At 63.9% G+C, this 26772-nt stretch carries 26 protein-coding genes and 1 pseudogene; 19 read left to right on the top strand and 8 right to left on the bottom strand.

Annotation, left to right across the window (positions count from 1 at the left end):
- The 3 genes and pseudogenes from ACOZKU_RS19930 to ACOZKU_RS19920 form a co-directional block, all read left to right on the top strand.
- Positions 1–623: pseudogene (locus tag ACOZKU_RS19930) on the top strand (DNA polymerase III subunit gamma/tau); the annotation flags it as partial.
- Positions 624–648: 25 nt separating this feature from the next.
- Entirely contained in the window at positions 649–972 is a 324-nt protein-coding gene (locus ACOZKU_RS19925) for a YbaB/EbfC family nucleoid-associated protein (protein ID WP_421580320.1), read from the top strand.
- 35 nt (positions 973–1007) lie between these two features.
- Positions 1008–1619: a LysE family translocator gene (locus tag ACOZKU_RS19920; RefSeq protein WP_421580319.1), complete on the top strand. Its 612-nt coding sequence runs from the start codon at positions 1008–1010 to the stop codon at positions 1617–1619.
- Here the strand turns inward: ACOZKU_RS19920 and ACOZKU_RS19915 are convergent, their stop codons facing one another.
- Entirely contained in the window at positions 1620–2231 is a 612-nt protein-coding gene (locus tag ACOZKU_RS19915) for an MOSC domain-containing protein (protein WP_421580323.1), read from the bottom strand.
- Positions 2232–2385: 154 nt separating this feature from the next.
- Here ACOZKU_RS19915 and recR point away from each other — a divergent pair, with 154 nt between their 5' ends.
- On the top strand, positions 2386–2991 hold the full coding sequence (recR, locus tag ACOZKU_RS19910) for a recombination mediator RecR (protein ID WP_421580318.1): 606 nt from the start codon (positions 2386–2388) through the stop codon (positions 2989–2991).
- Positions 2992–3008: 17 nt separating this feature from the next.
- Positions 3009–4256 carry a lytic murein transglycosylase gene (locus tag ACOZKU_RS19905; protein ID WP_421580322.1) on the top strand — a complete coding sequence of 416 codons (1248 nt, stop codon included), beginning with the start codon at positions 3009–3011 and terminating at the stop codon, positions 4254–4256.
- Between the two features lie 26 nt (positions 4257–4282).
- Here the strand turns inward: ACOZKU_RS19905 and ACOZKU_RS19900 are convergent, their stop codons facing one another.
- On the bottom strand, positions 4283–5911 hold the full coding sequence (locus tag ACOZKU_RS19900) for an MFS transporter (protein ID WP_421580321.1): 1629 nt from the start codon (positions 5909–5911) through the stop codon (positions 4283–4285).
- A gap of 246 nt (positions 5912–6157) precedes the next feature.
- Here ACOZKU_RS19900 and rimP point away from each other — a divergent pair, with 246 nt between their 5' ends.
- The 12 genes from rimP to ACOZKU_RS19840 all read left to right on the top strand — a co-directional run bounded on the left by rimP (position 6158) and on the right by ACOZKU_RS19840 (position 20025).
- Positions 6158–6775: a ribosome maturation factor RimP gene (gene rimP, locus ACOZKU_RS19895; protein WP_421580317.1), complete on the top strand. Its 618-nt coding sequence runs from the start codon at positions 6158–6160 to the stop codon at positions 6773–6775.
- A gap of 116 nt (positions 6776–6891) precedes the next feature.
- Positions 6892–8490 (top strand): transcription termination factor NusA, encoded by a 1599-nt coding sequence (nusA, locus tag ACOZKU_RS19890; protein WP_314092529.1) that lies wholly within the window; start codon positions 6892–6894, stop codon positions 8488–8490.
- Positions 8491–8567: 77 nt separating this feature from the next.
- Positions 8568–9224 carry an RNA-binding protein gene (locus tag ACOZKU_RS19885; protein WP_314092531.1) on the top strand — a complete coding sequence of 219 codons (657 nt, stop codon included), beginning with the start codon at positions 8568–8570 and terminating at the stop codon, positions 9222–9224.
- A 104-nt stretch (positions 9225–9328) separates the two neighbouring features.
- Positions 9329–12019 (top strand): translation initiation factor IF-2, encoded by a 2691-nt coding sequence (infB, locus tag ACOZKU_RS19880; protein ID WP_421580316.1) that lies wholly within the window; start codon positions 9329–9331, stop codon positions 12017–12019.
- A gap of 72 nt (positions 12020–12091) precedes the next feature.
- Positions 12092–12502: a 30S ribosome-binding factor RbfA gene (gene rbfA, locus ACOZKU_RS19875; protein ID WP_421580315.1), complete on the top strand. Its 411-nt coding sequence runs from the start codon at positions 12092–12094 to the stop codon at positions 12500–12502.
- 12 nt (positions 12503–12514) lie between these two features.
- The gene (truB, locus tag ACOZKU_RS19870) at positions 12515–13447 is read left to right on the top strand and encodes a tRNA pseudouridine(55) synthase TruB (protein WP_421580314.1); all 933 of its coding nucleotides are present in this window, start codon (positions 12515–12517) and stop codon (positions 13445–13447) included.
- 232 nt (positions 13448–13679) lie between these two features.
- Positions 13680–15329 (top strand): sensor histidine kinase, encoded by a 1650-nt coding sequence (locus ACOZKU_RS19865; protein ID WP_421580313.1) that lies wholly within the window; start codon positions 13680–13682, stop codon positions 15327–15329.
- 49 nt (positions 15330–15378) lie between these two features.
- Positions 15379–15699 carry an SH3 domain-containing protein gene (locus ACOZKU_RS19860; RefSeq protein WP_314092543.1) on the top strand — a complete coding sequence of 107 codons (321 nt, stop codon included), beginning with the start codon at positions 15379–15381 and terminating at the stop codon, positions 15697–15699.
- A 143-nt stretch (positions 15700–15842) separates the two neighbouring features.
- Positions 15843–16112, top strand: coding sequence for a 30S ribosomal protein S15 (gene rpsO / locus ACOZKU_RS19855; protein WP_160857580.1), 270 nt, complete (start codon positions 15843–15845; stop codon positions 16110–16112).
- 316 nt (positions 16113–16428) lie between these two features.
- Entirely contained in the window at positions 16429–18570 is a 2142-nt protein-coding gene (pnp, locus tag ACOZKU_RS19850; protein ID WP_421580312.1) for a polyribonucleotide nucleotidyltransferase, read from the top strand.
- 93 nt (positions 18571–18663) lie between these two features.
- Positions 18664–19680: a class I SAM-dependent methyltransferase gene (locus tag ACOZKU_RS19845; RefSeq protein WP_421580311.1), complete on the top strand. Its 1017-nt coding sequence runs from the start codon at positions 18664–18666 to the stop codon at positions 19678–19680.
- Between the two features lie 114 nt (positions 19681–19794).
- Positions 19795–20025 (top strand): hypothetical protein, encoded by a 231-nt coding sequence (locus ACOZKU_RS19840; RefSeq protein ID WP_314092548.1) that lies wholly within the window; start codon positions 19795–19797, stop codon positions 20023–20025.
- Between the two features lie 40 nt (positions 20026–20065).
- Here the strand turns inward: ACOZKU_RS19840 and fabI are convergent, their stop codons facing one another.
- The 3 genes from fabI to fabA form a co-directional block, all read right to left on the bottom strand.
- On the bottom strand, positions 20066–20872 hold the full coding sequence (fabI, locus tag ACOZKU_RS19835; RefSeq protein WP_314092550.1) for an enoyl-ACP reductase FabI: 807 nt from the start codon (positions 20870–20872) through the stop codon (positions 20066–20068).
- A gap of 5 nt (positions 20873–20877) precedes the next feature.
- Positions 20878–22101: a beta-ketoacyl-ACP synthase I gene (fabB, locus tag ACOZKU_RS19830; RefSeq protein ID WP_117368088.1), complete on the bottom strand. Its 1224-nt coding sequence runs from the start codon at positions 22099–22101 to the stop codon at positions 20878–20880.
- A 79-nt stretch (positions 22102–22180) separates the two neighbouring features.
- Positions 22181–22696, bottom strand: coding sequence for a 3-hydroxyacyl-[acyl-carrier-protein] dehydratase FabA (fabA, locus tag ACOZKU_RS19825; protein ID WP_421580310.1), 516 nt, complete (start codon positions 22694–22696; stop codon positions 22181–22183).
- A gap of 317 nt (positions 22697–23013) precedes the next feature.
- On the opposite strand from fabA, the gene irrA reads away from it, so the two are divergent.
- Positions 23014–23436, top strand: coding sequence for an iron response transcriptional regulator IrrA (irrA, locus tag ACOZKU_RS19820; RefSeq protein ID WP_314092556.1), 423 nt, complete (start codon positions 23014–23016; stop codon positions 23434–23436).
- Between the two features lie 6 nt (positions 23437–23442).
- On the opposite strand, the gene ACOZKU_RS19815 is transcribed toward irrA, so the two are convergent.
- A complete protein-coding gene (locus tag ACOZKU_RS19815; protein WP_421580309.1) occupies positions 23443–24078 on the bottom strand; it encodes a trimeric intracellular cation channel family protein in 636 nt (211 codons plus the stop codon).
- Positions 24079–24215: 137 nt separating this feature from the next.
- Here ACOZKU_RS19815 and ACOZKU_RS19810 point away from each other — a divergent pair, with 137 nt between their 5' ends.
- On the top strand, positions 24216–24677 hold the full coding sequence (locus ACOZKU_RS19810; RefSeq protein ID WP_421580308.1) for a hypothetical protein: 462 nt from the start codon (positions 24216–24218) through the stop codon (positions 24675–24677).
- A 4-nt stretch (positions 24678–24681) separates the two neighbouring features.
- Here ACOZKU_RS19810 and ACOZKU_RS19805 read toward each other — a convergent pair whose 3' ends face one another.
- Together ACOZKU_RS19805 and ACOZKU_RS19800 are read right to left on the bottom strand one after the other, a co-directional pair.
- Positions 24682–25473, bottom strand: coding sequence for a YdcF family protein (locus tag ACOZKU_RS19805; protein WP_421580307.1), 792 nt, complete (start codon positions 25471–25473; stop codon positions 24682–24684).
- A gap of 23 nt (positions 25474–25496) precedes the next feature.
- Positions 25497–26681, bottom strand: a complete 1185-nt coding sequence (locus tag ACOZKU_RS19800) for a TMEM43 family protein (protein WP_421580306.1) — start codon at positions 26679–26681, stop codon at positions 25497–25499.
- Positions 26682–26772: the final 91 nt, after the last annotated feature.

Raw genomic sequence — 26772 nt, 5'->3', positions numbered from 1 at the left:
AGGCGTCCGTCTCCGCCGTCGCGCGCCAGCCGGATCAGCCGATGCGCGCCCAGGCGGGCGGTGGTACCGTCACCATGCTGCGCCCCGTGCCGCAGACCGAGCCGGCCGCACAACCGGTCGGCCGGGTTGAGACCGCTCCCGCCACCCAGCCGGCCGCCGCACCAAAAGTCCCGGTCAACTCGATTTCCGATGTCGCCGATCTCTGCACCAAGAACCGCGATATCCGCCTTCGGGCGCTGGTGCGCGCCTTCGTGCGGCCTGTCAGCGTCGAGCCCGGCAAGCTGGAAATTAGCCTGACCGACGACGCGCCGAAATCGCTGATCGCCGACCTCTCGAACCGCCTCCAGGAATGGACGGGCCAGCGCTGGCTGGTCATCCTGTCGCGGGAAGCCGGCGGTCCCACGCTCTCCGAAGCCGAGACGATGGCGCAGGAGGCCCGCGTGGCCGATGCGCGTCAGGACCCCGACGTTGCGGCCATCCTGCAACGTTTCCCGGGCGCCAAGATCACCGACGTGCGTATCAAGGTGCAAGAAACCGAAGACGAGCCCGAGACGGTCGTGGTTGCGGCCGCAGCGGAATCCGCCGAGGGCGATATCCTGCCCGGCGACGACATCGAACGTTAATATTACCAGATAAGAGGAGAGACCGATGCGCGACATCATGGGCATGATGGGCAAGGTCAAGGAAATGCAGGCCAAGATGGAGAAGATGCAGGAGGAGATCGCCGCCCTCCAGGTGAACGGCTCTTCCGGCGGCGGCATGGTCTCCGTCACGCTCGACGGCAAGGGCAACCTCAAGGCCCTCAAGATCGATCCCTCGCTCTTCAAGGAAGACGACGTCGAGATCCTCGAGGACCTGATCGTCGCGGCCCACAAGGATGCCAAGGACAAGGCCGAGGCCCAGGCGGCCGAAAAGACCAAGGCGCTGACCGCCGGCCTGCCGATCCCGCCCGGCTTCAAACTGCCGTTCTGATCCTGTAGGGTAAGGGCTCCCGAGGAGGATTTCCCATGAGCCTGATGACCCTGCTTGTCTTTGCCGGCGCGCTGATGATGGCGGCCGGTTCGCCCGGTCCGAGCATTGCCGCCCTCGTTGCCCGCGTGCTGTCGCGCGGGCCGAAGGATGTGCTGCCCTTCCTCGCCGCCATGTGGATCGGCGAGGGCGTCTGGCTCACCTTCGCCGTGCTCGGTCTTGCCGCGATTGCTGAAACCTTCCATGCCGCCTTTGTCGCCATCAAATGGCTCGGCGTCGCCTATCTGCTCTATCTCGCCTGGAAAATGTGGTTCGCGCCGACCGACACCGGGGACCAGCCGCTGCCCGAGGCGCGCTCCGCCCCAAAGCTGTTCTTCGCCGGGCTGACGGTGACGCTCGGCAATCCGAAGATCATGATGTTCTATGTGGCGTTGCTGCCCGCCATCATCGATCTCGGCGCCGTCACGCTGGTCGGCTGGGCCGAACTGGTCGTGACGATGTTCGTCGTGCTCGTGGCGATTGATCTCGCCTGGGTTTTTCTCGCCTCGCGCGCCCGCCTGTTCCTGAAAAGCCCGCGCGCCGTGCGCATCGCCAACCGGCTCAGCGCCGGCACCATGGCGGGCGCGGCAGCGGCGATCGCTGCGCGCTGATCAGCCGGTCAGCGCCGCGCGCAGCTTGTCGGCGATAGGCGCGGCGAGATAGCGGATGCGGTCGTCCTCTGGGATGTTCTTGCCATAGGTGCGCAGGAGTTCCGGCATGGTGACGGGCTCGCCGTGGAAGGGCGTATAGGTCACGGCATCGCCCGCCTGCATCACGCCATCGCGCAACACGCGGCAATAGAAGCCCGGACGGCCAGCCTGCATGAAACGCCGTGCGAAGCCGGGATCGCCCATCTTCGCCGTCAGCGTGTTGCAGGGAATGCGCGTCGAGGTCACTTCGAGAAGCACGCTTTCCGTCTCGAACCGGTCGCCGACGGAGACGGAGCGGCTATCGATGCCTTCGATCACGACGTTCTCGCCGAACGTTCCCGGCTCGATCGTTCGGCCGAGCTCCTTCGCCCACCAGTCGAGATCCACGGAGCCGAGGCCGTAGACGGCCTGTTCCGGGCCGCCATGGTGCTTGCGGTTGCAGATCGCGTCGCCCAGAAGCCCCTCGCGGTCGACGACGATGGCTGCATCGGTCGGCACCTTGAAAATGCCGGTCTTGTAGCCTTTGCCTGGGATGGGACGGGCGACGCCCGTGCAGACGGCGAGGATTTTGATCAAGCGTCGATCTCCAAAGATTCCGTTCCCCTTGATATGGGGCCGAGCAATTCCAGTAAAAGTGCGAAGCGGTTTTGCGTCCGGAATTGCGCAAAACAAAAGGCAGAGCGTTTTCGCGATTCAAAGAAACGCGGAAATGCTCTAGATAGCGGCAATGGCAAAACGAGTCACCGGCCCCGAAATCGAAAAACTCATCCAGCTCCTGGCCAAGGTGCCGGGCCTCGGGCCGCGCTCGGCGCGGCGTGCGGCGCTGCATCTCGTCAAGAAGAAGGACCAGCTGCTCGGCCCGCTTGCCGAAGCGATGGGCGAGGCGCACCGCAAGGTGCGCATCTGCTCGTGCTGCGGCAATGTCGATACCAGCGATCCCTGCACGGTCTGCACGGATATGCGCCGCGACCATGCGATGATCATCGTCGTCGAGGACGTTTCCGACCTCTGGGCGCTGGAGCGCGCCGGTGCGATGAACGCCGCCTATCACGTGCTCGGCGGCACGCTCTCGCCTCTCGATGGCGTCGGACCTGACGATCTCAACATCCGCGGCCTCGTCGACCGGGTAGCGAAGGGCGGTGTGCGCGAGCTGATCATCGCCGTCAACGCCACCGTCGAGGGTCAGACGACGGCGCATTACATCACCGACCAGCTCTCCGGCCTCGACGTGAAGATCACGCGGCTTGCCCATGGCGTGCCCGTCGGCGGCGAGCTGGATTATCTTGACGAGGGCACATTGACGGCGGCGCTTCGGGCGCGGACCGCGATCTGAGGAGACCCATCTTGAGCATGCGCAAAGCCTTCAAGGCCTTCGTCGGCATCGCCCTGTTTTCCCTCGCTTTCGCCCTTCCGGCGGCGGCCGCGTCCAAGGCCGAGGTCGAAAAGATGTTCCGCGCCTGGATCGACAGGGATCTCTGGCCCTCGGCTAAGAAGACCGGCGTCAGCGAGAAGACCTTTCGCGCGGCGATGGAGGGCGTGACGCTCAACTGGGACCTGCCCGATCTCGTGCCGCCCGGCTCCAAGCCGAAGAAGGAGCAGGCGCAGAGCCAGGCGGAGTTCTCCTCGCCGGGCGCCTATTTTTCCGAAAAGCGTTTGCAGGGATTGGCGGGAACGGGCCGCAGCCTCGCCAAGACCCATGCTTCGACGCTGCGCAAGATCGAGCAGAAGTTCGGTGTTCCCGGCGAGATCGTCGTTGCCGTGTGGGGGCGTGAATCCGGTTTCGGCAGCGCGAAAATTCCCTATTCGGCGGTCGAGGTGCTGGCGACCAAGGCCTTCATGTCGACGCGCAAGGATCTCTTCCGCAAGGAGCTGATAGCCGCGCTGCATATCGTTGATGGCGGCGACCGCACGGTGGCGCAGCTGAAGGGCTCCTGGGCCGGCGCGCTTGGCCAGCCGCAGTTCATGCCGACCAGCTACCTGCAATATGCCGTCGATTTCGACGGCGACGGCGTGCGCGATATCTGGGTCTCGGTGCCGGACAGCCTGGCGTCGATTGCCAACTATCTCGCCAAGAAGGGCTGGCAGGCCGGTCGCGGCTGGGGCTACGAGGTTTCGATTCCCGACGGCGTGTCCTGCGCGCAGGAAGGGCCCGATCTCGCCAAACCGATTTCGGCCTGGGCCGCGACGGGTATCACCCGCATTTCCGGCAAGGGGTTTTCGGGCGGCGAAGCCAAGGCGTCCGGCATGATGCTGGTTCCGGCCGGCACGCACGGGCCGGAATTCATCGTCACGCCGAATTTCTACGTGCTCAAGGAATACAACAACTCCGATCTCTATGCGCTCTTCCTCGGGAATCTCGCCGATCGCATCGCCTATGGCAGCGGGCCGTTCCAGGGGCCGTGGGGCGATATCGGCAAGATGCTGCGCTCGGATGTGCTCGCCATGCAGAATGCGCTGGTCGCCAAGGGCTACGATGTCGGCAAGGTCGATGGGCTGCCGGGCTACAAGACCCGCCGATCGCTAGGCGATTGGCAGGCCAAGAACGGTCTTGCGCCGACTTGTTATCCGGATGCCTCGCTGAAGTCGAAGCTGCGATAGAGACATGCGAAGCGGTTTTCCGCCGCTCAGTGCATATCCACTTGCCGCTTGAACCGCTCGTATTCGTGCGGAACGATGGTCTGCCGCTCGATCATGCGGTGGACGCGCGGGTCCTCCGCGCCGCTGTGCAGCTGGCGCAGCTTCTCGCCGTTGGCGGCGTCGGCATGGGTGCGGCGCTGGTTGTGGCGGACATATTCCACCCAGGTCGGCACGTGATAGGTCTCGGTCCAGATCGTCGGGTTTTCGAGGTCGCGCATCAGCGCCCATTGGCCCGCACCGTCACGGATACGGATGCGCCGCCGCTCGGTCATCGCCTCCAGGAATTCCGGAATGTCGCCCTCGGCGATCTGGTAGTCAATGAGGACGACGATCGGGCCGCTGCGCGGTTTCAGGTCGAGCGGCAGGTCCGGTTCGCTGAAGCGGTTGAGCGGATCGACATTGAGACTTTGCAATTCGGGGAGCGCATAGCGCAGGCCGAGTGCGGCACCCGCGATCATCGCGACGGCGGAGGCGAGGAGCGCGGTCTGCGCGCCGTGTGTATCGGCGGTCGTGCCCCAGATCCAGCTGCCGGCGGCGATGCCGCCGAAGGTGGTGGTCTGGTAGAGCGAGAGCGCGCGGGCGACGACCCAGCGCGGCGTGGAGAGCTGCACTGTCGTGTTGAACAGCGAGAGCGCCATGACCCAGGAGAAGCCCGCGATCAGCAGCACGGAACCGGTGATCGCTGCCGAGGTGCTGGTCGCCGAAACCGTCGCGACGACGGCGAAACCCGTGAAGGCCATGCGGGCGATGGCCTCGCTGGTGAATTTTTCGCGCAGCCGCGCATTCATGAATGCCCCGCCGATGGCGCCGAGGCCGAAACAGCCGAGCAGCACGCCATAGGTCAGCGGCCCGCCGGCCACGAGGTCGCGGGCGATCAGCGGCAACAGCGAGAGGATGGAGCTGGTTGCCAGGCCGAAGGCGAAGCCGCGCAGCAGCACCTTGCCAATATTCGGCGACATCGAGACATAGCGCAGCCCCGCCGAGATGGCGCGGCCGAAGTCCTCGCGCGGCAAGGCCCGTGGCGAGACGTTCGGCTTCCAGCGGATCAGCGCATAGAGCAGCGCAAAATAGCTGAGCGCATTGGCGGCGAAGGCGGCGGCAGCGCCCGCCGCGGCAACGATCGCGCCGCCGATCGCCGGGCCGACGGAACGGGTGAGGTTGAAGCCCATGCTGTTGAGCGAGACGGCGGCGGGCAGGTCCTCGCGCGGCACCATGTCGCCGACGGAGGCCTGCCAGGCCGGGTTGTTCAGCGCTACCCCGCAGCCGAGCAGGAAGGTGAAGGTCAAAAGCAGCCAGGGCGTGATGACGCCGTACCAGGTACAGAGGGTCAGGCCGACGGCGACGACCAGCATGAAACACTGCGCCGCAAGCATCAGCTTACGCCGGTCGAAATTGTCGGCAAGCGCACCGGCGGCGACGGAGAAGAGCATGATCGGCAGCGAGGTCGAGGCCTGAACCAGCGCCACCATATTGGCGGACGGCGAGATCGAGGCCATCATCCAGGCAGCACCGACGGACTGAATGAGGCCGCCGAAATTGGAGATCAGGCTCGCCGCCCAGATCAGCCGAAAGGTTTCGTTTCGGAAGGGGGCGAGGGGGGATTTCCGGTCTGGCACGGCAGGCACTCATTCTCGACGCAGCGTTGGCTAGCAATCTAGTCCAAACGACAAAAGCGGCAACCCGGTGGCGGCAAATACGTCGCCCACAGGCGGGCTTTGCGGCCGACCTTGCATTTGTGACGAACCCGGTCTATATCACCCCCAAATTCTTGATCGTCAGATGAAGAGTGGGCCCGCAAGGACCCGCTCTTTTTTGTTGCCGCGATCAGGTGCATGATAACGACCATCCCGGGAGGGCATGTCATGTCCGACACGAGTGAGACAGAAACTGTGGCCATCGAGCCGCGCCTGATCGTTGAGACCGGCCTTGACCGTCGCGTCGCCGACATCATCGAGCCGACCATCGAGCAGATCGGCTACCAGCTGGTGCGCGTGCGCCTGTCGGCGCAGAACGGCGCTACGCTGCAGATCATGTGCGAGCGGCCGGACGGCACCATGACCGTCGAGGATTGCGAGAAGGTCTCGATGGCCGTCTCGCCGGTGCTCGACGTTGAGGATCCGATCGACAAGGCGTATCATCTTGAAGTGTCGTCGCCCGGCATCGACCGGCCGATGGTGCGCAAGTCGGACTTTTCGCGCTGGACGGGTCACCTGCTGAAGTGCGAGACCTCGATCCTCGTCGAAAGCCGCAAGCGTTTCCGCGGCAAGATCGTTGCCGCCGACGAAAACGGCTTTACGCTGGAGCGTGACCAGCCCGCCGCCGGCGAGGAGCCGACGGTCGTCATTCCCTTCACGGCGCTTGCCGAGGGCCGGCTGATTCTGACCGACGAGCTGATCCGCGACGCGCTGGCCGCCGACAAGAAGGCGAAGGCCGCGCAGGCCGCCAACCAGAACGAAGAAGATGGCGACGCCGAAGAATAAGTAAGTGCGTGCGTTTCGCCCGAGGTGGCGGAACGGAGAGGACGGAACCGGAGCGGCCCAGCCGCTCCCGATTGCCGGGGGCGAAAAACCCGGCTCGACCATGGAGACCTGAGACAATGGCAGTCAGTGCGAACCGGCTTGAGCTTCTGCAGATCGCGGATGCCGTGGCCCGTGAAAAGGTCATCGACCGCGAGATCGTGCTTGCCGCGATGGCCGACGCCATCCAGAAGGCGGCCCGCTCGCGTTACGGCACGGAATCCAACATCCGCGCCGACATCAATTCCAAGACCGGCGAAATCCGCCTCCAGCGCCTGCTCGAGGTCGTCGAGGTCGCCGAAGATTACGGCACGCAGATCCCGCTGGAACTGGCGCGCGACCGCAACCCGGACGCCAAGCTCGGCGACTTCATCGCCGATCCGCTGCCGCCGATGGATTTCGGCCGCATCGCCGCCCAGTCGGCCAAGCAGGTCATCGTGCAGAAGGTGCGCGAAGCCGAGCGTGACCGCCAGTTCGACGAATACAAGGATCGCATCGGCGAGATCGTCAACGGCACGGTCAAGCGCGTCGAATACGGCAACGTCATCGTCGATCTCGGCCGTGGCGAAGGCATCATCCGTCGCGACGAGATGATCCCGCGCGAAAACATGCGCTACGGCGACCGCGTCCGCGCGTTCGTTTACGACGTGCGCCGCGAGCAGCGTGGCCCGCAGATCTTCCTGTCGCGTACCCATCCGCAGTTCATGGTGAAGCTCTTCACCATGGAAGTGCCGGAAATCTACGACGGCATCATCCAGATCAAGTCCGTTGCTCGCGACCCGGGTTCGCGCGCCAAGATCGCCGTCATCTCGAACGACTCGTCGATCGATCCGGTCGGCGCCTGCGTCGGTATGCGCGGTTCGCGCGTTCAGGCCGTCGTCGGCGAGCTTCAGGGCGAAAAGATCGACATCATTCCGTGGTCGCAGGATCCGGCGTCGTTCATCGTCAACGCCCTTCAGCCGGCTGAGGTCGCGAAGGTCGTTCTTGACGAGGATGCCGAGCGCATCGAAGTCGTCGTGCCGGACGAGCAGCTGTCGCTGGCCATCGGCCGCCGCGGCCAGAACGTGCGCCTCGCCTCGCAGCTGACCGGCTGGGACATCGACATCCTCACGGAAGCCGAAGAGTCCGAGCGTCGCCAGAAGGAATTCAACGAGCGCACCAACCTCTTCATGGAATCGCTCGACGTCGACGAAATGGTCGGGCAGGTTCTGGCGTCCGAAGGCTTTGCCGCCGTCGAGGAACTGGCTTACGTCGATCTCGACGAAATCGCCTCGATCGACGGCTTCGACGAAGACACGGCCCAGGAAATCCAGACCCGCGCCCGCGAATATCTCGACCGCATCGAGGCCGAGATGGATGCCAAGCGCAAGGAGCTCGGCGTTTCCGACGAGCTGCGCCAGATTGACGGCCTGACGAGCCAGATGCTCGTGGCCCTCGGCGAAGACGGCATCAAGACGATGGAAGACTTCGCCGGCTGCGCCGCGGACGATCTCGTCGGCTGGTCGGAGCGCAAGGATGGCGAGACGAAGAAGTTCGAGGGTCTGTTCTCGAAGTTCGAGGTTTCCCGCGCCGAAGCCGAAGCCATGGTTGTTCAGGCCCGCCTTGCGGCCGGCTGGATCACCGAAGAGGACCTGGTTAAGGAAGAGCCGGTCGTCGAGGGCGGCGAACAGGACGCCTGATCGGCGTCTTCCAAACATAGACATGTCGCCCGCTGAATTTTGCACAGCGGTTTGCGTTGGCAAGAGCGGAAACCTATATGGGCAAGAAGGACGAGGACGGCGTGAACGACCGCATGTGCATCGTGACGCGCGAAAAGGGCGAGGCGGATGATCTGATCCGCTTCGTCGCAGGTCCCGACGGCAGCGTCGTGCCGGACCTGAAGCGTCAACTCCCCGGACGCGGATGCTGGGTAAAGGCCGAACGGGCAATCGTCGACAAGGCGGTCGCCAGGAAGCTTTTCGGGCGTGCGCTGAAGACGGAAGCCAAAGCGGCACCCGACCTCGGCGCCGAGGTGGACCGGCTGATCGCCGCCCAGCTCGGCGGCATGATGAACATGGCACGCAAGGCGGGCCAGTTCATCACCGGCTCCTCGAAGGTCGATCAAGCCGTGCGTGCGCTTGCTGCGCTGGCCGTCTTCCATTCTACGGATGCGGCGGCTGACGGTGTGCGGAAAATAGACCAGGCGCGGAAGGCTGCGAGCTTTCTCACCGACGACGAAACGGAAATACCCTCCTTCAAGCTCTTTTCCGAGAGCGAATTGGAGGGCCTTTTGGGAAGTAATGCGTTTATCCATGCCGCAGCGCTTGCAGGGCAGGCGGGTGAGGGTGTAGTGAAGCGCGCAATCATGCTCGAGAAATACCGGGGCGACAGCCAAATGATGGCAAAAGGTGGCGCTGGCCAGACAAACCAATGACGCGGTTACCGGCATCCGGCCGGCCGAAATCGCATTGGATGAACACATTTGAACGACAGGGCTTGGTGATACGCATCCGGCTCTGATCTTAGGAACGGAACGGAATGACCGACAACGAAGACGACAAGACGATCAATGTGGCTGGCAAGAAGACCCTTAGCCTGAAGCCCTCGGGGGTTCAGCAGGGAACCGTGCGCCAGGACATGGGTCGTGGCCGCACCAAGGCCGTTGTGGTCGAGACCCGCACGAAGCGCCACTTCAGCCGTCCGGGCGAAGAACGCCAGGCATCGACGCCCGCAGCACCCGTGCAGCAGCGCCAGCCCGAGCCGCAGCAGACGCGTCCCGCGCCGCAGCCTTCGCGCCCCGTACAGCAGCAGCCGTCGCGCCCGATGCACCAGCAACCCTCCCGGCCGGGCGAGCAGAACCGCCCGCGCGGCGTGGTGCTGAACCAGCTTTCGCCTGACGAAGTCGAGGCCCGTCGCCGCGCGCTTGCAGAAGCGCAGATCCGCGACGCCGCCGAAGCCCGCCAGCGCGCCGAGGACGAAGCCCGCCGCAAGGTCGAGGACGAAGCCCGCCGCGTTGCCGAGGAGGCCGCGCGCCTCGTTCGCGAAAAGGAAGAGGCTGAACGCGCCGCCGCCGAGGCCGCCGCTCCCGCGCCCGTCGTGGAAGAGGTTGTCGCGCAGCCGGTCGCAAGGCCCGCTCCGGCCGCCGCCGAAACCCGCCCGCAGCCCGGCCGCACGCCGGCTCCCAGCCCGGTTTCCACACCGGTCGCCGGTCGCCGTCGCGAAAACGACGAGGACGAAGACAAGCGTCCGCGTGGTGGCGCGCCTGCAAATCGTGGTCCCGTGAAGCGCCCGGAACCCGCCAAGGCTCCTGCCCGCCCGAAGGCCGACGACGGCCGCCGCCAGGGCAAGCTGACGCTGACCACAGCCTCGACCGATGAGGATGCAACACAGCGCGGCCGCTCGCTCTCGGCCATGCGTCGCCGTCAGGAGAAATTCCGGCGCAGCCAGATGCAGGAAACCCGCGAAAAGGTTGTTCGCGAAGTCATCCTGCCGGAGACCATCACCATTCAGGAACTGTCGCAGCGCATGTCCGAGCGCGCCGTCGACGTCATCAAGTACCTGATGAAGGAAGGTCAGATGATGAAGCCCGGCGATCTGATCGACGCCGACCTGGCTGAACTCATCGCCAGCGAATTCGGCCACACCGTCAAGCGCGTTTCGGAATCCGATGTCGAAGAAGGCATCTTCAACGTTGCCGACGATGCCGGCGATCTGGAAAGCCGTCCGCCGATCGTGACCATCATGGGCCACGTTGACCACGGCAAGACTTCGCTGCTCGACGCCATCCGCAAGGCCAACGTCGTTGCCGGCGAAGCCGGTGGCATCACGCAGCATATCGGCGCCTACCAGGTCGAGCACAACGGCCACAAGATCACCTTCATCGACACCCCCGGCCACGCGGCGTTCACCGCCATGCGTGCCCGCGGTGCGCAGGCGACGGACATTGCGATCCTCGTGGTCGCGGCCGACGACAGCGTGATGCCGCAGACGATCGAGTCCATCAATCACGCCAAGGCGGCGGGTGTTCCGATCATCGTGGCGATCAACAAGATCGACAAACACGAAGCCGACCCGCAGAAGGTGCGCAACCAGCTCCTCCAGCACGAGGTCTTCGTCGAATCCATGGGCGGTGAAACGCTCGACGTGGAAGTGTCGGCCAAGAACCGCCTCAACCTCGACAAGCTGCTCGAAGCCGTGCTGCTGCAGGCCGAAATTCTCGACCTCAAGGCAAACCCGGACCGTACGGCAGAGGGCGTTGTCGTCGAAGCTCAGCTCGACCGCGGCCGTGGTGCCGTGGCCACCGTTCTCGTACAGACGGGCACGCTGAAGCCCGGCCAGATCATCGTGGCCGGCGACCAGTGGGGCCGTGTGCGCGCGCTCGTCAACGACAAGGGCGAACACGTCAAGGAAGCCACCCCCTCGATGCCGGTCGAAATCCTCGGCCTGTCGGGCACCCCGGCCGCCGGTGACAAGTTCGCCGTCGTCGAGAACGAAAGCCGCGCCCGCGAGATTTCGGAATACCGCCAGCGTCTCGCCCGCGAAAAGCAGGTCGCACGCCAGGCCGGTTCGCGCGGTTCGCTCGAGCAGATGATGAGCCAGCTGCAGAACACCGGTCTCAAGGAGTTCCCGCTGCTCATCAAGGGCGACGTGCAGGGCTCGATCGAAGCCATTGCCGGTGCGCTTGAAAAGCTCGGCACGGACGAAGTCCGCGCCCGCATCGTCCATTCGGGTGCCGGTGGTATCACCGAGTCCGATATCTCGCTGGCCGAAGCCTCGAACGCCGCCATCATCGGCTTCAACGTTCGTGCCAACGCCCAGGCCCGTACGGCTGCCGAACGCGCCGGTCTCGAAATCCGCTACTACAACATCATCTACGATCTGGTGGATGACGTTAAGGCGGCGATGTCGGGCCTGCTTTCGCCGGAACGTCGCGAAACCTTCCTCGGCAATGCCGAGATCCTCGAGGTGTTCAACATCACGAAGGTCGGCAAGGTCGCAGGTTGCCGCGTCATCGAAGGCAAGGTCGAGCGTGGTGCGGGCGTCCGCCTCGTGCGCGACAACGTCGTCATCCACGAAGGCAAGCTCAAGACACTCAAGCGCTTCAAGGACGAAGTCGCCGAAGTGCCGATGGGCCAGGAATGCGGCATGGCCTTCGAGAACTACGAAGACATCCGCGCCGGCGACACGATCGAGTGCTTCCGCGTGGAGCACATCACCCGCACGCTGTAAGCGTCCGGCGATCCCAATATCGTGCGAGCGCCGGACCGTTTCGGCGCTCGTATTTTTTTGAAGGTGACGACCATGGTAAGAGCAACAACCTCAGCACCGTCGCAACGCATGCTGCGCGTCGGCGAGCAGGTGCGCGCGGCGATCACCCAGGTTCTCCAGCGCGGCGAAGTGCGCGATCCGCTCATCGAAAAGACGGTCATTTCCATCTCGGAAGTGCGCATGTCGCCGGATCTGAAGCACGCGACGGCCTATGTCACGCCGCTCGGCGTGAAGGACCACGACGTGGTGATCGAGGCGCTGAACCGCAATGCGAAGTTCATTCGCGGCCGCATGGGTTCGCAGCTGCGCCAGATGAAATACATGCCGGACGTCCGCTTCCGCGACGATACCAGCTTCGACAATTACAAGAAGATCGACGAACTCCTGCGCTCGCCGGAAGTGTTGCGCGATCTCTCCGCCGATGACGGCGAAGACGACAAATAATCCAGGATAAAGATGTCCAGACCCCGCAAACCCAAGGGCCGGCCGGTTTCCGGCTGGCTGATTCTCGATAAGCCCTTCGATTTCGGCTCGACCGAGGCCGTTGCCAAGATCAAGTGGCTGTTCAAAGCGCAGAAGGCCGGCCATGCCGGCACGCTCGATCCGCTCGCCTCCGGCATGCTGCCGATCGCTTTGGGCGATGCGACCAAGACCGTTCCCTATGTGATGGACGGCCGCAAGATCTACGAATTCTCCGTGACCTGGGGTGAGGAGCGCACGACCGACGACCTCGAGGGCGAGGTGACCGAGAGCGCCGACAAGCGGCCGACGGCCGATGAAATCCAGGCGATCCTCGGCGACTATACCGGCATCATCCAGCAGATCCCGCCGCAGTTCTCGGCGATCAAGATTGCCGGTGAGCGTGCCTATGATCTGGCTCGCGAAGGCGAGGTCGTCGAGATCCCGTCGCGCGAGGTGGAAATCCACCGGCTGACCCTTGTTGGTTCCGACGAGAATACCGCGCAGTTCGAGGTCGAATGCGGCAAGGGCACCTATGTGCGTGCGCTGGCCCGCGATTTCGGCCGCCAGCTCGGTTGCTTTGGCCACATCTCCGCACTGCGCCGCACCTTCGTCGCGCCCTTCGGCGAGGACGACATGGTGCCGCTCGCCGATCTCGTCGCGCTGGAAAAGATCGAGGACGAGGCCGAGCGGCTTGCGGCCCTCGACGCATTCTTGATCGATACCGGCGAAGCGCTGTCCAGCCTGCCGCAGATCGTCATCAACGACGATCAGGCGCACCGCCTGCGTATGGGCAATCCCATCATCGTGCGCGGCCGCGATGCGCCGGTCTCGGCCGACGAAGCCTATGCTTCGGCGCGCGGCAAGCTGGTGGCGATCGGTGAGATATCAGGCGGCGAATTCCGACCCAAGCGCGTGTTCCAAGGCTAACAGCAGGGCTAATAATCGGGGGGTGGAACCAACGGCCCCCGACTTGATTTCACCACAAGCTACAGGCTTTATGGGCCGGCGAGGTTCGCTTCAGGGTGCGCCGGGCGGTGCTTGCCGTTTCGGTCGTTCTGGAGAGAAGGGTGGAAAGGGCTGGCCGTTGACGATGTCGCCGACCGACAGATCGGTATCTGCTGCGGATGGGGACGCGAAGCCCGCCGAGGCCCGCCGGCGCATGCATTACCCGGTTGCCTTCTACCTCGTCTGCCTCATCCTCGTCATCGTCATTCCCGCCTTTCTCTTCTCCATCGTCGTGCTGAAGCGCACGAACGAAGCGCAGGAGCGCATCTTCGAATCGCTGCTGCGCACCTCGACGACTGCCGTGAACCGCGCCGTCGAGCGCGAGATTTCCGGCATGTTCTCGACGCTGAATTTCCTCTCGACGTCGGACAACCTGCTAAACGGCGACTATGCGGCCCTGCATGCACAGGCGGTGAAGACGCTCGAGGGCACGGAGACCAATTTTCTGATCATCGATCAGACGATGCGCCAGCTCATCAACACGCGCGTGCCCTACGGCACCCCGCTGAAAAACGCCTCCGATCCGATATCCGCCGGCATGGCGCTGGCGCGCGGCGAGCGCATGGTCTCCGATCTTTTCTTCGGCAAGACCGCGCAGCGATGGGTGTTCAACGTCTATCAGCCGATGCGGCTTGCGAGCGGTGACCATGTGCTCTTGACGCTGACGAAGAACGCCGATGCGCTGCGCCACGCGGTCAATCCGGATATCCTGTCTCCCGGCTGGAATGCCGCCGTGCTCGACAGCCGGGGTACGGTCATCGCCTCGACGGATGACGAGCAGCAAAGCGGTAAGCCGTTCTTTCTGCGCGTGGTGCCGGCGCTCCGGCTCGGCGTCAGCACGATGGGCCAGGACGGCGTCGATTATCAGGTCGTCACGGAGTTTTCCTCGCTTGCCGGCTGGCGCATGATCGCCTGGGCGAAATCCGCCGACGTGCAGGCGCCCGCGGTATCCTCGTTCCTGTGGCTCGCCATCGGCGGCCTGGTCTTCGCGCTTCTCGCCGCCGTCAGCGCCATCGGTATCGCGCGTCTTCTGTCGCGCGATGTGCGCCTGCTCGCCGCCGATGCGCGCCGGTTGGGGCATGGCGAACGGATCGCCGCGCGCCGCTATGCCATTTCCGAGCTGGAGACCGTATCGCGTGCGCTGTCGGAAGCCGCCGATGCCCGGGCCAAATCGGAAAACGAGGTGCGCTTCCTGATGCGCGAAGTTGCACACCGCTCGAAGAACCAGCTCACCGTCATCCAGGCCATGCTGAACCAGTCGGCGTCCGGCGCGGAAAATGCCGCGGAGTTCGCCGAAACCTTCCGCAGGCGGGTTTCCGGCCTTGCCCGTTCGACGGACCTGATGATCGCCAACGCGACCGATGGCGTGAACCTGGTGGAGCTTGCAAAAAACCAGCTGAAACCCTTCACGCCCGATGACGCCACGCGGGTGCGCATCGCCGGCCCCGCCGTGCTGCTCGATCCGCAGGCGTCCCAGACGCTCGGCATGGCGCTGCACGAGCTTTCGACCAACGCCACGAAATACGGTGCGCTTGCCAACGAACACGGCATCGTCTCGCTGAGCTGGGCGGCCTCTGGCGAAAACCTCGCCCTCGTCTGGCGCGAAAGCAAGGCGACGATCGACCGCGAGGCCATCGCCGCCAGCCGCAAGGGTTTCGGCAGCGTGGTGCTGGAGCGCATGCTGGGCATGGCGCTCGATGCCACGCTGGAATTCATCGTGCATGACGACGGCATCGAATGGCGGGTGACAATCCCGCTCGCCCGCCTGCGCGACGAGAATGCACAGCAGGGGGCCGGATATTGACGATGCCCGCATTTTCCCTTTGCCCATTTTCCCTTTGCAGGATGATTTCATGACGGTTCTTTTGCGTGCTGCCGTTCTTGCCGGCCTTTTCATCGCGCCGCCTGCTTTCGCTGCCGATAAATGCCTGGTCGACGACCCCACGGGGACGCCGCTCAACGTGCGCGCTGAGCCGAACGGCATGATCCTGACGACGTTGCAGAACGGCATGAGCGTCACCGTACTCGAAGAACGCAAACTCGGTACGAAACGCTGGCTGCTCGTCTCGCTGGACGGTCGGCAGCTCGGCTGGATCTTCGGCGCCTATGTCGTCTGCCCCAAGACCGGTGACGCGGCGAAGGCCGCTCCCAGCCAGCCTGCGGAGCAGCGTTAGAACGCCCTTCCCTTTCATGAGGGAATGGTTTATAGGCACCGCCAGCAATGCGGGGCCTTGGCCTCCTTGCCTTCACGGCCATCGCTGGACGACATCCCGGCTTTTGGCGACCCTTTAGTTCTCCATTCATGAAAGGACATACGATGTCGATCACTGCTGAGCGCAAGGCTGCGCTGATCAAGGAATATGCAACGGTCGAAGGCGACACCGGTTCTCCGGAAATCCAGGTCGCGATCCTGACCGAGCGCATCAACAACCTGACCGGCCATTTCAAGGACCACAAGAAGGACAACCACTCGCGTCGTGGCCTTCTGACCATGGTTTCCACCCGCCGCTCGCTTCTTGATTATCTCAAGAAGAAGGACGATGCCCGTTACAGCAAGCTGATTGCTGCTCTCGGTATTCGCCGCTAAGCACTTTCGGCGGGCGTTCTTGCGAGCGCCCGCCGCTTTCATTTCCGGGGCGAAAGCCTCGACGTACCGTTTCGAGAGTGCCGGTCGAGGCCGCCTCGGGAAACGTATTCTCCAGCAGGCCGGATGCGCCGGCCCTGCGGAACCAACCGATGACCTGTCATGGGGCAGGATTGCAGGACGCTTCAGGCTCGCGCCGCCGGAGACGCGAGCCACTCTTTGGAAGCTTCCCGTTGTCTTGCCCATGATGCGTCATAAATCGGATAGACCACCTGCGCCGTCAGGCGGCGGTGCGCGTATCCGTCAAGAAGGACAAGACATGTTCGATACCCATACGGTTGAAATCGAATGGGCGGGCCGTCCGCTCAAGCTGGAAACCGGCAAGATCGCCCGTCAGGCTGACGGCGCGGTTCTCGCGACCTACGGCGAAACCGTGGTTCTCGCCACCGTCGTTTCCGCCAAGGCGCCGAAGCCGGGCCAGGATTTCTTCCCGCTGACCGTCAATTACCAGGAAAAGACCTACGCCGCCGGCAAGATCCCAGGTGGCTACTTCAAGCGCGAGGGACGTCCGTCGGAAAAGGAAACGCTGGTTTCCCGCCTGATCGACCGCCCGATCCGTCCGCTGTTCCCGGAAGGCTACAAGAACGACACGCAGGTTGTCGTCACGGTCGTCCAGCATGACCTCGAAAACGATCCCGACGTCCTGTCGATGGTTGCCGCTTCCGCAGCGCTCACGATCTCCGGCGTGCCCTTCATGGGCCCGGTCGGCGGTGCGCGCGTCGGCTACATCAATGGCCAGTACGTCCTGAACCCGCATCTCGACGAGATGGACGAGTCGGTTCTCGACCTCGTCGTCGCCGGCACCCAGGACGCCGTGCTGATGGTCGAATCCGAAGCCAAGGAACTGAACGAAGACGTCATGCTCGGCGCCGTCATGTTCGGCCACAAGGGCTTCCAGCCGGTCATCGACGCGATCATCAAGCTCGCCGAAGTGGCTGCCAAGGAACCGCGCGACTTCCAGCCGGAAGATCACTCCGCTCTCGAAGCCGAAATGCTCGGCATCGCGGAAGCCGAACTGCGCGCTGCCTACAAGATCACGCAGAAGGCTGATCGCTACGCTGCCGTCGACGCCGTCAAGGCCAAGGTTAAGGCACACTTCTTCCCGGAAGGCGTTGAGCCGAAGTACACCGCCGAAGTCATCGGCGCCGTCTTCAAGCACCTCCAGGCCAAGATCGTTCGCTGGAACATCCTCGACACCAAGAGCCGCATCGACGGCCGCGATCTCGACACCGTTCGCGCCATCGTCTCGGAAGTCGGTATCCTGCCGCGCACCCACGGTTCGGCTCTCTTCACCCGCGGTGAAACCCAGGCTGTGGTCGTTGCCACGCTCGGCACCGGCGAAGACGAGCAGTATGTCGACAGCCTGACCGGCATGTACAAGGAACGCTTCCTGCTGCACTACAACTTCCCGCCCTACTCGGTCGGTGAAACGGGCCGCATGGGCTCCCCGGGCCGCCGCGAAATCGGTCACGGCAAGCTCGCCTGGCGCGCCATCCGCCCGATGCTGCCTTCCGCCGAGCAGTTCCCCTACACGCTGCGTGTCGTCTCCGAGATCACCGAGTCGAACGGCTCGTCCTCGATGGCGACCGTCTGCGGCACCTCGCTCGCACTGATGGACGCTGGCGTTCCCTTGGCAAAGCCGGTTGCCGGTATCGCCATGGGCCTGATCCTCGAAGGCGAGCGCTTTGCGGTTCTCTCCGACATCCTCGGTGACGAAGACCACCTCGGCGACATGGACTTCAAGGTCGCCGGCACCGCCGACGGCATCACCTCGCTGCAGATGGACATCAAGATCGCCGGCATCACCGAAGAGATCATGAAGGTCGCGCTCAGCCAGGCGCAGGGCGGCCGCAAGCACATCCTCGGCGAAATGGCCAATGCCATCACCGAAGGCCGCTCGCAGCTCGGCGAATTCGCTCCGCGTATCGAAGTCATGAACATCCCGGTCGATAAGATCCGTGAAGTCATCGGCACGGGCGGCAAGGTCATCCGCGAAATCGTCGAAAAGACCGGCGCCAAGATCAACATCGAAGACGACGGCACGATCAAGATTGCCTCGTCCTCCGGTAAGGAAATCGAAGCGGCCCGCAAGTGGATCCACTCGATCGTCGCGGAGCCGGAAGTAGGCCAGATCTACGAAGGCACGGTCGTGAAGACCGCCGATTTTGGCGCCTTCGTCAACTTCTTCGGCCCGCGCGACGGCCTCGTGCACATCTCGCAGCTCGCTCAGGAGCGCGTTGCCAAGACCTCTGACGTCGTCAAGGAAGGCGACAAGGTCTGGGTCAAGCTGATGGGCTTCGACGAGCGCGGCAAGGTTCGCCTCTCCATGAAGGTCGTCGACCAGGCGACCGGCAAGGAAGTCGCCGCCGACAAGAAGGGTGACGGCGAAGCCGCCGAGTAATCGTACCGTATCGTATCAAGGGGGCGCGGAGCGGCACGTTCCGCGCCCTTTTTCCTTTGACCAACCCGTTGTCCCGTCCGCCGAAAGCCCGCTATGACCCGCGAAGCCCTGAAGACCCTGTTCCATCCCTTTGCCGCCGGCACGCTCGGCATGCCCGGCGAGGGCGAACGTTACCTCTTTCTCGGAGCGGAAGCCGGCCAGCGCCCGCCGGAAGGCTTTGGCGCGACGCTTGAGGCCGTGCAGCCGCAGCGCGCGCTCTATCGCGGGCTCGAAGCCGTTCGTGCACCGGTGAAGCCCACCATCGAGGGCGAGGATTTCGACGGCGCGCTCATTCTGATGACCAAGCACAAGGGCGAGAACGAGAACCGCATCGCCGAGGCGCTGCGCCTCGTGCGCACCGGCGGCCTGATCGTCGTTGCCGGCAGCAAGGAAGACGGCGTGCAGTCCATGCGCAAGCGCCTCGACCAGCTCGGCCTCACCGGCGATTACATGCCGAAGTACCACGGCCTCGCCATCTGGTTTGCCCGCCCGGAAGATCCGGCCGATGCGATTGCCAAGCTGGCGGCCAAGCCGGTGCGCATCGTCGGCCGTTTCACGGCAGCGCCGGGCATGTTCTCGCATGACCGCGTCGACGAGGGCTCCGAATTGCTCGCTACCCGCATTCCGGAAGACTTCCACGGTCACGCCGCCGATTTCGGCGCGGGCTGGGGTTATCTTTCGGTCATGCTCGGCGGCCGCGCGCCGCAGGTGAAGGGCATCGATATCTTCGAAGCGCATTACGAAGCGCTGGAAGCGGCCAAGGAGAACATGGCGGAGAACTGCCCGAACATTCCGGCGCGCTTCTTCTGGTTCGACCTGACGGCGGAAACGCCGCGCGACCACTACGACCTCATCGTCATGAACCCGCCCTTCCACGAAGGCCACGCCGCAGACCATTCGCTTGGCGCAGGCATGATCCGCATGGCGGCGAAGTCGCTGAAATCGGGCGGCCGCCTGCTGATGGTCGCCAACCGCGGCCTGCCCTACGAGCCGGTGCTGAAGGAAGCGTTCAAGGAAAGCGGCGAAATCTGCCGCAACGCCCGCTTCAAGGTGCTCTTCGGCAGGCGCTGAAGCCCAGGGATTTCACAGGCGTCAGCCAGCGCTGACGCCGATTGCCGCAGCCGATTGCCATTTTCCCGAAACGGGTCCACCATCGCCGGACCGTTCCCGTTCAGGAGACCCGTAATGGCTTTTGGACCTGCCAGACCGCCGATCACGGAAGATGTGGCGGATGTTATCGCAAAAGATGTGAAGCAGGGGGAGGGGCATACGCCGACCTCCGAGGTGCCGCTCGCCTTCCTGAGGCGCGGCGCTGATGGCAAGCCGCTGGAAATGAACAGCCGCGTGAGGATCGTATTCTTCGCCATTCTGGCGGCGCTGATCCTGCTCGTCGTGGTGCTGATGGTGCGCTCGTAGAGAAACGGCGCGACGTTCGAAAGCGCCGCGCCGCCTCTTGTTACTCGCTGTCGGCCTTGGCCAGTCGCTCCAGCGTCGGCATGGAGGTGATGTTGTAGCCGGAGTCCACATAGTGGATCTCGCCGGTGACGCCGCTCGACATGTCGGAGAGCAGGTAGAGCGCCGAATTGCCGACATCCTCGATGGTGACGGTGCGGCGCAGCGGCGCGTTCTTCTGCTGCCAGGACAGCATGGCGCGGGCGTCCGAGATGCCGGCGCCGGCGAGCGTGCGGATCGGGCCGGCCGAGATCGCGTTGACGCGGATGCCCTGCGGGCCGTAATCGCCGGCAAGGTAGCGTACGGAAGCTTCGAGGGCCGCCTTGGCAACGCCCATGACGTTGTAGTTCGGCATCAGGCGCGTGGAGCCGCCATAGGTCAGCGTCAGCATCGCGCCGCCGTCGGTCATCAAGTCCGCGGCGCGCTTCGCGATTTCCGTGAACGAGAAGCACGAGATCACCATGGTGCGCGAAAAGTTGTCGCGCGAGGTGTCGGCATAGAGGCCCTTCAGCTCGTTCTTGTCGGAGAAGCCGATGGCGTGCACGACGAAGTCGAGCTTGCCCCACTTTTCCCTGATCGCGTCGATCGTCGCATCCACCGAAGCGATGTCCTCGACATCGCAGGGAATGACGAAGTCGGAGCCGAGCTCGGCGGCAAGCGGCTTCACGCGCTTGCCGAGCGCTTCGCCCTGGTAGGTGAAGGCGAGTTCCGCGCCCGCACCGGCGAGCTTCTGCGCGATGCCCCAGGCGATGGAGTGATTGTTCGCGACCCCCATGATGAGGCCGCGCTTGCCGTTCATGATCCCCGTCATGCCAGTCATCCGTTGTGGCGCTGGAAGACCAGCGTGGCGTTCGTGCCGCCGAAGCCGAAGGAGTTCGAGAGAACCGTGTCGATCTTGGCATTGTCGATGCGCTTGCGCACGATCGGCACGCCGTCGAATTCCGGATCCAGCTCGGTGATATGGGCGCTTTCGCCGATGAAGCCGGCCTGCATCATCAGCAGGCCGTAGATCGATTCCTGCACGCCGGCGGCACCCAGCGAGTGGCCGGTCAGCGACTTGGTCGACTGGATGTGCGGGATCTTGTCGCCGAAGACTTCGCGGATCGCGCCGATTTCCTTCGAATCGCCGACGGGCGTCGAGGTGCCGTGCGTGTTGATGTAATCGACATCGCCCTTCACGGTGGCAAGCGCCTGGCGCATGCAGCGGATCGCGCCTTCGCCCGAGGGGGCGACCATGTCGTAGCCGTCGGAGGTCGCGCCGTAGCCGACGATTTCCGCATAAATCTTCGCGCCGCGGGCCTTGGCATGTTCCAGCTCTTCAAGAACCAGAACGCCGGCGCCGCCGGCGATGACGAAGCCGTCGCGGCTGACGTCATAGGCGCGCGAGGCGGTGGACGGCGTGTCGTTGTATTTGGAGGACATGGCGCCCATGGCGTCGAACAGGTTCGACATGGTCCAGTCGAGGTCCTCGTGTCCGCCGGCGAACATGATGTCCTGCTTGCCCCACTGGATCATCTCTGCGGCATTGCCGATGCAGTGCGCCGAGGTCGAGCACGCCGAGGAGATCGAGTAGTTGACGCCGTGGATCTTGAACCAGGTGGCGAGCGTGGCCGATGCCGTCGAGGACATGGCCTTCGGCACGGCGAACGGACCGATGCGCTTGGGCGAGTTGTTCTTGAGCGTGATTTCGGCCGCTTCGATCAGCGTGCGGGTGGAGGGACCGCCCGAACCCATGATGATGCCGGTACGCTCGTTGGCAGCGTAATCGGACTCTTCCAGGCCGGAATCGGCGATCGCCTGCTTCATGGCAACATGGTTCCACGAGCCGCCCTGCGAGAGGAAGCGGGCCGCGCGGCGGTCGACGAGGTCGGTCGTGTCGATATTGGGCGAACCCCAGACCTGGCACTTGAAGCCGTGGTCGGCGAAATCCTGGCTGAAGCTGATGCCGGAGCGCGCGTCGCGCAGCGACGCCGTCACTTCGTCCGCGTTGTTCCCGATGGAGGATACGATCCCCAGACCCGTGACAACTACCCGTCTCATATTCCTGCCCTTTTTTAGAACGTCCTGTTGTGGGAACGGCTGAGGCGCCGCCCTCCGGCTTTTTACGGCGAACGCCTCCTTAAGCGTCTTTGTCCTTCGACAGGCCGACGCGCAGGTCGGTCGCCTGGTAGATGGTGTCGCCATCGGCCTTCAGCCAGCCGTCCGCCGTGCCGAGCACGAGGCGGCCGCGCATGACGCGCTTGAAGTCGATGCCGTATTCGAGAAGCTTGGTGTCGGGACGGACCATGCCCTTGAACTTCACTTCGCCGGTGGAGAGCGCCATGCCGCGGCCGGGCTCGCCGAGCCAGCCGAGGAAGAAGCCGGTGAGCTGCCACATGCCGTCAAGGCCGAGGCAGCCCGGCATGATCGGGTTGCCCTGGAAATGGCAGGGGAAGTACCAGTCGTCGGGCTTCACGTCGTACTCGGCGCGGATATAGCCCTTGTCGAAGGCGCCGCCGGTTTCGGAAATGTCGGTGATGCGGTGGACCATGAGCATCGGCGGCAGAGGAAGCTGCGCATTGCCGGGGCCGAAAAGCTCGCCGCGGCCGCAGGACAGAATTTCCTCATAGTTGTAGCTGGATTGCCTGGTCGTCATCTGAATGTTTCATCCCCGGTCGTGTTCACGCTTGTTCAGCGTTAGATTTAGCGGAGGACGGATGCGATTTGAAGCATCCCGGCCGCCTCGTTTTTTCTGCCTCATCCTTTCCGGATGAGACGTCTATTCCGCTGTCCGCATACATGATGCCGGCGGTGACAGCCAGTGCAAAGTGGCGGAGCCGAAGCAAAGGCCCCGGTTTTTCCGCATGTTGCGCGCCTTGCGGATGCCGCATTCCTATTGAATCCCGCTTCCGCTAAAGTTATATCGAAAGTTCAAGATTGTTATTCAAGGCTAGCCAAGCGGACCCGTCGCCCATGACGCATGCACACGAGATGCCCATTGAAACGCGCCTGCGCCATTCCGGCCTGCGCCCGACGCGCCAGCGCGTGGCACTCGCCGACCTGCTTTTCGCAAAAGGCGACCGTCACCTGACCGTCGAGGAGCTGCATGAAGAGGCCGTGACGGCCGGCGTGCCGGTGTCGCTTGCCACCGTCTACAACACGCTGCACCAGTTCACCGAGGCGGGCCTGATCCGCGTGCTGGCCGTCGAAAGCTCGAAGACTTATTTCGACACGAATATCTCGGACCACCATCATTTCTTCATCGAGGGCGAGAACCGTGTCCTCGACATTCCCGTCAGCAACATTGCGATCGGCAACCTGCCGGAGCCGCCGGAAGGCATGGAAATCGCCAATGTCGACGTGATCATCCGCCTGCGTCCCTGCAGGAAGGACTGAGATCTTTCACATCACATCGTCGGGATGCCGCCCCGGCCGGGGCCGGTAGATCGGGAAACGCCAGCCGAAGCGCAGCGCGCCGCCGCGCACGGCGAAGGCTGCGGCCATGCCGATGGCCGAGGCGAGCCAAAGCGGTGCGCCGGCGACCGTCGCGGCGGTAAAACCGGCCGCGCCGATCAGCGCCGCCGTCACATAGACCTCCGGCCGCAGCAGCACGGATGGTTCATTCGCCAGAAGGTCCCGTATGATGCCGCCGAAGCTCGCGGTCAGCACGCCGGTGGTGATGGCGACCGTCGGCGAGTTCGTCGCGGCATAACCCTTGGCCGCGCCCATCACGCAATAGGCCGACACGCCCATGGCGTCGAGCCAGAGCAGCAGGCGGTAGCGTGACTCGATGCGGTGTGCGAGCACGAAAACGAGGAGGGCGACGGCAACGCAGACGATGAGATAGGTCGGGTTGACGACCCAGAAAACCGGTGTGGCCCCGAGGATCACATCGCGGAACGTGCCGCCGCCGATGCCGGTAGCGGCCGCCAGGAACAGGAAGCCGATGATGTCGAGCTGTTTGCGCGAGGCCGAAAGCGCGCCGGTGGCGGCAAAGACCGCAACACCGGTATAATCGAGCAGTTCCAGGATCGTCACGCGTCTCTCCCCTCCGGCCAAGCCTCGCGACAGCTTGGCAACGGTAAAGTCGCGCGCGACAGAATCAAGTTGCGCGCTCCCGAGCGCATAATGACCGAATCGCCTGCCATGGAAAGGTTTGAGAGATGGCCATCCGCATGAGAATCCTCGCACTCCTCTCCATCGCGCTGCTTTCGGCCGGCACGCCGGCCCGCGCAGCCGAAATCGTGCAGGATCCGCTGGCGACGGTGCAAGCCGAGGTGGCCAAGCGCTGCAAGTCGCCGATCTATGGCGATGACTTTGCCGACAACATCGATTTCAACAACGACACGCTGGTTGACGCGATCTTCAATCTCGGTGCCGTCAATTGCGACGGTGTGCCCGGCGGCCTCTGCGGCGATGTCGGCTGCCCGCACCAGTTCTACATCCATGTTGCGGAAGGCGGCTATTTTCTCGCCGCCAATGCCGATCTCTACGGCTATACGATGAAGAAGCGCTTCGGCAACATGGTGTTCGAGCTCAAGGCCAATGCCGCAAGCTGCGGACGCGACGATAGCGAATATTGCACGATGACGGTGCGCGTGCGCGGCGCCGATTTCGAGACGATTTCCAAGAAATAACCGGCTATTGCGGGACGAGCGACGGCGTGCGCCCCGCGACATAATAGAACAGCAGGCCCGTCCACTCCCGAACCGCCGTCGTCATCAGCTGACTGTTGGCGGAAGGCTGCGTGAAATCGAGCCCAAGGCTCGCCGTGCCCGTCGTGCGGTAATCCGTCGGCCAGGGCAGGACGGTTAGGCCGCGCTTGCGGAAAAGGCCCATCGAACGCGGCATATGGAAGGCCGAAGTCACCAGCAGGCAGTTTTCCAACCCGTTCGATGCCAACAGCGTTTCCGTATTGGCGGCATTCTCGAAAGTATCGCGCGACTGCGTCTCGCGGATCAGCCGGTCTGCGGAAATGCCGAAGGCGGAGAAGAAGCGCTCGGCGATGACGGCGTCACCCTCATAGGCGCCGCTCAGTGACCCGTCACCGCCGGAAACGAGAATGCGCGCCGCCGGGAAGTCCCGTGCCAGCCGGAGCGTTTCGACAAAGCGGTCACCCGCCTGCGTCATCTCGAACCCGCCGCGCGCGTTCACGATCTCCGATTCGAAGCCGCCGCCAAGCGTGATGATGCAAGCTAGCCCGTGCGGGGGCAGATCGGCGCGGGCAAAACGGTTCTCCAGCTGTTGCAGCAGCACGGCGCCGGTCGAGGTGAAGAGCGTTACGAAAAGGACGAGAGCGGCGGTAATGCTCGCCCATGTCCGAATGCGGCTCCATTTCAACAGGCCAGCGAAGAGGCCGATGAGCAGAAGCAGGAAGGCAAGGGAGAGCGGTTGGGCGACGAGCCAGAAGATCTTCGAAATGTAGAAAGTCACGCGTCGCCCATTCCTGTTGCTTGCTATTGCCTACCCAGAGCTCCGGTGGTGACCGGCGCGGAAGCTGTCTTGCCCTTGCGCAGGTAAAGGATGCCGGCCGCCAGCGCAACGCCGATCACCAGAACCGCGATGGCGACGAACGGGCGGTAGGCGATCCAGGCGATGGCGATCACCGCCGGGCCGATCAGCAGCGTCAGGACCAGCGCGATCATGGACGTGCCGAAATTGACGATGGAGCCGATGAACGGCACGACGTCGCCGATCACCCCAAGGATCGAGAAGATGAAGGCGAAGCCGATGAAGATGCCGACGAGCCCGCCGACGCGCACGAGCCAGGTGATGATGGTGTTCTCGCTTTGCGCAGTCTCGAACATCGCCGTCGCATCGTGGATACCCGCCTCGCTCAACAGAAGCTCGCGCCCGTTGGTCGTCTTGTAGGGCGTAAGCCGCGTGCCGCGTTGCGCGCCGACGAAGCTTGCCTCGGACAGGTCCGAGCGCTTGAACGAAATCCTGATATCGCCGATCTGCGGGTTCTGCGGATCGAAGGAGAAGACGGCCTGGCCGCCAAGGGCCGAAACCGGCTTGCCGAGCGTCGCGGCCTCGCCGACGCGGGTGGCGTCGAGGGCCGTCAGCGGGATCGGTCTGTCGTCGCCAAGATTGGCGGCCGTGCGACCATCGACGCTGAACGCGCCGATGCTTACCGAATCGACTGCAAAGCTTTCATCGTCGATCGGCTTCTGCGGATTGTCATGGCCCGGCTGGCGGAAGCTGCCAGAGCTGATTTCGCGGTGGTTCCATTCCTTGCGGTAGGAATAGGTGGTGACGGTTTCCTCGCTGCCGCCGAGCTGCTTGCGCGTCTCCGACTTCGAGTCCTCGACCCACTGGTACATCTCGACCACGCGGTCGAGGCCGACGGCACCCTCGGCCGAAATGCCGAGCTGATCGTCTTCGGGCACGCCGACCGGCTTGACCGGCCCAGAAATGTGCACAAGCTTGCCCTCATTCGCCGGATCGACGCTGCCGTTGTCGACCGAAACGACAAGGCCGGCGCCCTCGACGAGGGACCGATAGGTTTTGACCGAGCGGCCCTCGTTCCAGAAGAGAAGCCAGATGCAGGCGATCAGAAGGATGAAGCCGACCACGATCTTGATCAGCGCCCCCTTCAGCCTGGAAAACCAGGAAGTGGTCGTCGTTTCCGTAAAGCTCATGATATCCCCCGCAAAGCTGGCGTCGGTCCCTAGACGCTTGGCGGATCATGCTTATTCGCGCCTTGTGAAAGACGCAAGAAAACTCGTTCCG

Source organism: Shinella sp. M31, assembly GCF_049199205.1.
GTDB lineage: Bacteria > Pseudomonadota > Alphaproteobacteria > Rhizobiales > Rhizobiaceae > Shinella.
This window is presented reverse-complemented; position numbering and strand designations above follow the sequence as displayed.

Excerpts from the sequence above, each read along its gene's own strand:
- ACOZKU_RS19925 (WP_421580320.1), top strand. The coding sequence starts at position 649 with ATGCGCGACATCATGGGCATGATGGGCAAGGTCAAGGAAATGCAGGCC.
- ACOZKU_RS19920 (WP_421580319.1), top strand. The coding sequence starts at position 1,008 with ATGAGCCTGATGACCCTGCTTGTCTTTGCCGGCGCGCTGATGATGGCG.
- recR (WP_421580318.1), top strand. The coding sequence starts at position 2,386 with ATGGCAAAACGAGTCACCGGCCCCGAAATCGAAAAACTCATCCAGCTC.
- ACOZKU_RS19905 (WP_421580322.1), top strand. The coding sequence starts at position 3,009 with ATGCGCAAAGCCTTCAAGGCCTTCGTCGGCATCGCCCTGTTTTCCCTC.
- rimP (WP_421580317.1), top strand. The coding sequence starts at position 6,158 with ATGTCCGACACGAGTGAGACAGAAACTGTGGCCATCGAGCCGCGCCTG.
- nusA (WP_314092529.1), top strand. The coding sequence starts at position 6,892 with ATGGCAGTCAGTGCGAACCGGCTTGAGCTTCTGCAGATCGCGGATGCC.
- ACOZKU_RS19885 (WP_314092531.1), top strand. The coding sequence starts at position 8,568 with ATGGGCAAGAAGGACGAGGACGGCGTGAACGACCGCATGTGCATCGTG.
- infB (WP_421580316.1), top strand. The coding sequence starts at position 9,329 with ATGACCGACAACGAAGACGACAAGACGATCAATGTGGCTGGCAAGAAG.
- rbfA (WP_421580315.1), top strand. The coding sequence starts at position 12,092 with ATGGTAAGAGCAACAACCTCAGCACCGTCGCAACGCATGCTGCGCGTC.
- truB (WP_421580314.1), top strand. The coding sequence starts at position 12,515 with ATGTCCAGACCCCGCAAACCCAAGGGCCGGCCGGTTTCCGGCTGGCTG.
- ACOZKU_RS19865 (WP_421580313.1), top strand. The coding sequence starts at position 13,680 with ATGCATTACCCGGTTGCCTTCTACCTCGTCTGCCTCATCCTCGTCATC.
- ACOZKU_RS19860 (WP_314092543.1), top strand. The coding sequence starts at position 15,379 with ATGACGGTTCTTTTGCGTGCTGCCGTTCTTGCCGGCCTTTTCATCGCG.
- rpsO (WP_160857580.1), top strand. The coding sequence starts at position 15,843 with ATGTCGATCACTGCTGAGCGCAAGGCTGCGCTGATCAAGGAATATGCA.
- pnp (WP_421580312.1), top strand. The coding sequence starts at position 16,429 with ATGTTCGATACCCATACGGTTGAAATCGAATGGGCGGGCCGTCCGCTC.
- ACOZKU_RS19845 (WP_421580311.1), top strand. The coding sequence starts at position 18,664 with ATGACCCGCGAAGCCCTGAAGACCCTGTTCCATCCCTTTGCCGCCGGC.
- ACOZKU_RS19840 (WP_314092548.1), top strand. The coding sequence starts at position 19,795 with ATGGCTTTTGGACCTGCCAGACCGCCGATCACGGAAGATGTGGCGGAT.
- fabI (WP_314092550.1), bottom strand. The coding sequence starts at position 20,872 with ATGACGGGGATCATGAACGGCAAGCGCGGCCTCATCATGGGGGTCGCG.
- fabB (WP_117368088.1), bottom strand. The coding sequence starts at position 22,101 with ATGAGACGGGTAGTTGTCACGGGTCTGGGGATCGTATCCTCCATCGGG.
- fabA (WP_421580310.1), bottom strand. The coding sequence starts at position 22,696 with ATGACGACCAGGCAATCCAGCTACAACTATGAGGAAATTCTGTCCTGC.
- irrA (WP_314092556.1), top strand. The coding sequence starts at position 23,014 with ATGACGCATGCACACGAGATGCCCATTGAAACGCGCCTGCGCCATTCC.
- ACOZKU_RS19810 (WP_421580308.1), top strand. The coding sequence starts at position 24,216 with ATGAGAATCCTCGCACTCCTCTCCATCGCGCTGCTTTCGGCCGGCACG.
- ACOZKU_RS19800 (WP_421580306.1), bottom strand. The coding sequence starts at position 26,681 with ATGAGCTTTACGGAAACGACGACCACTTCCTGGTTTTCCAGGCTGAAG.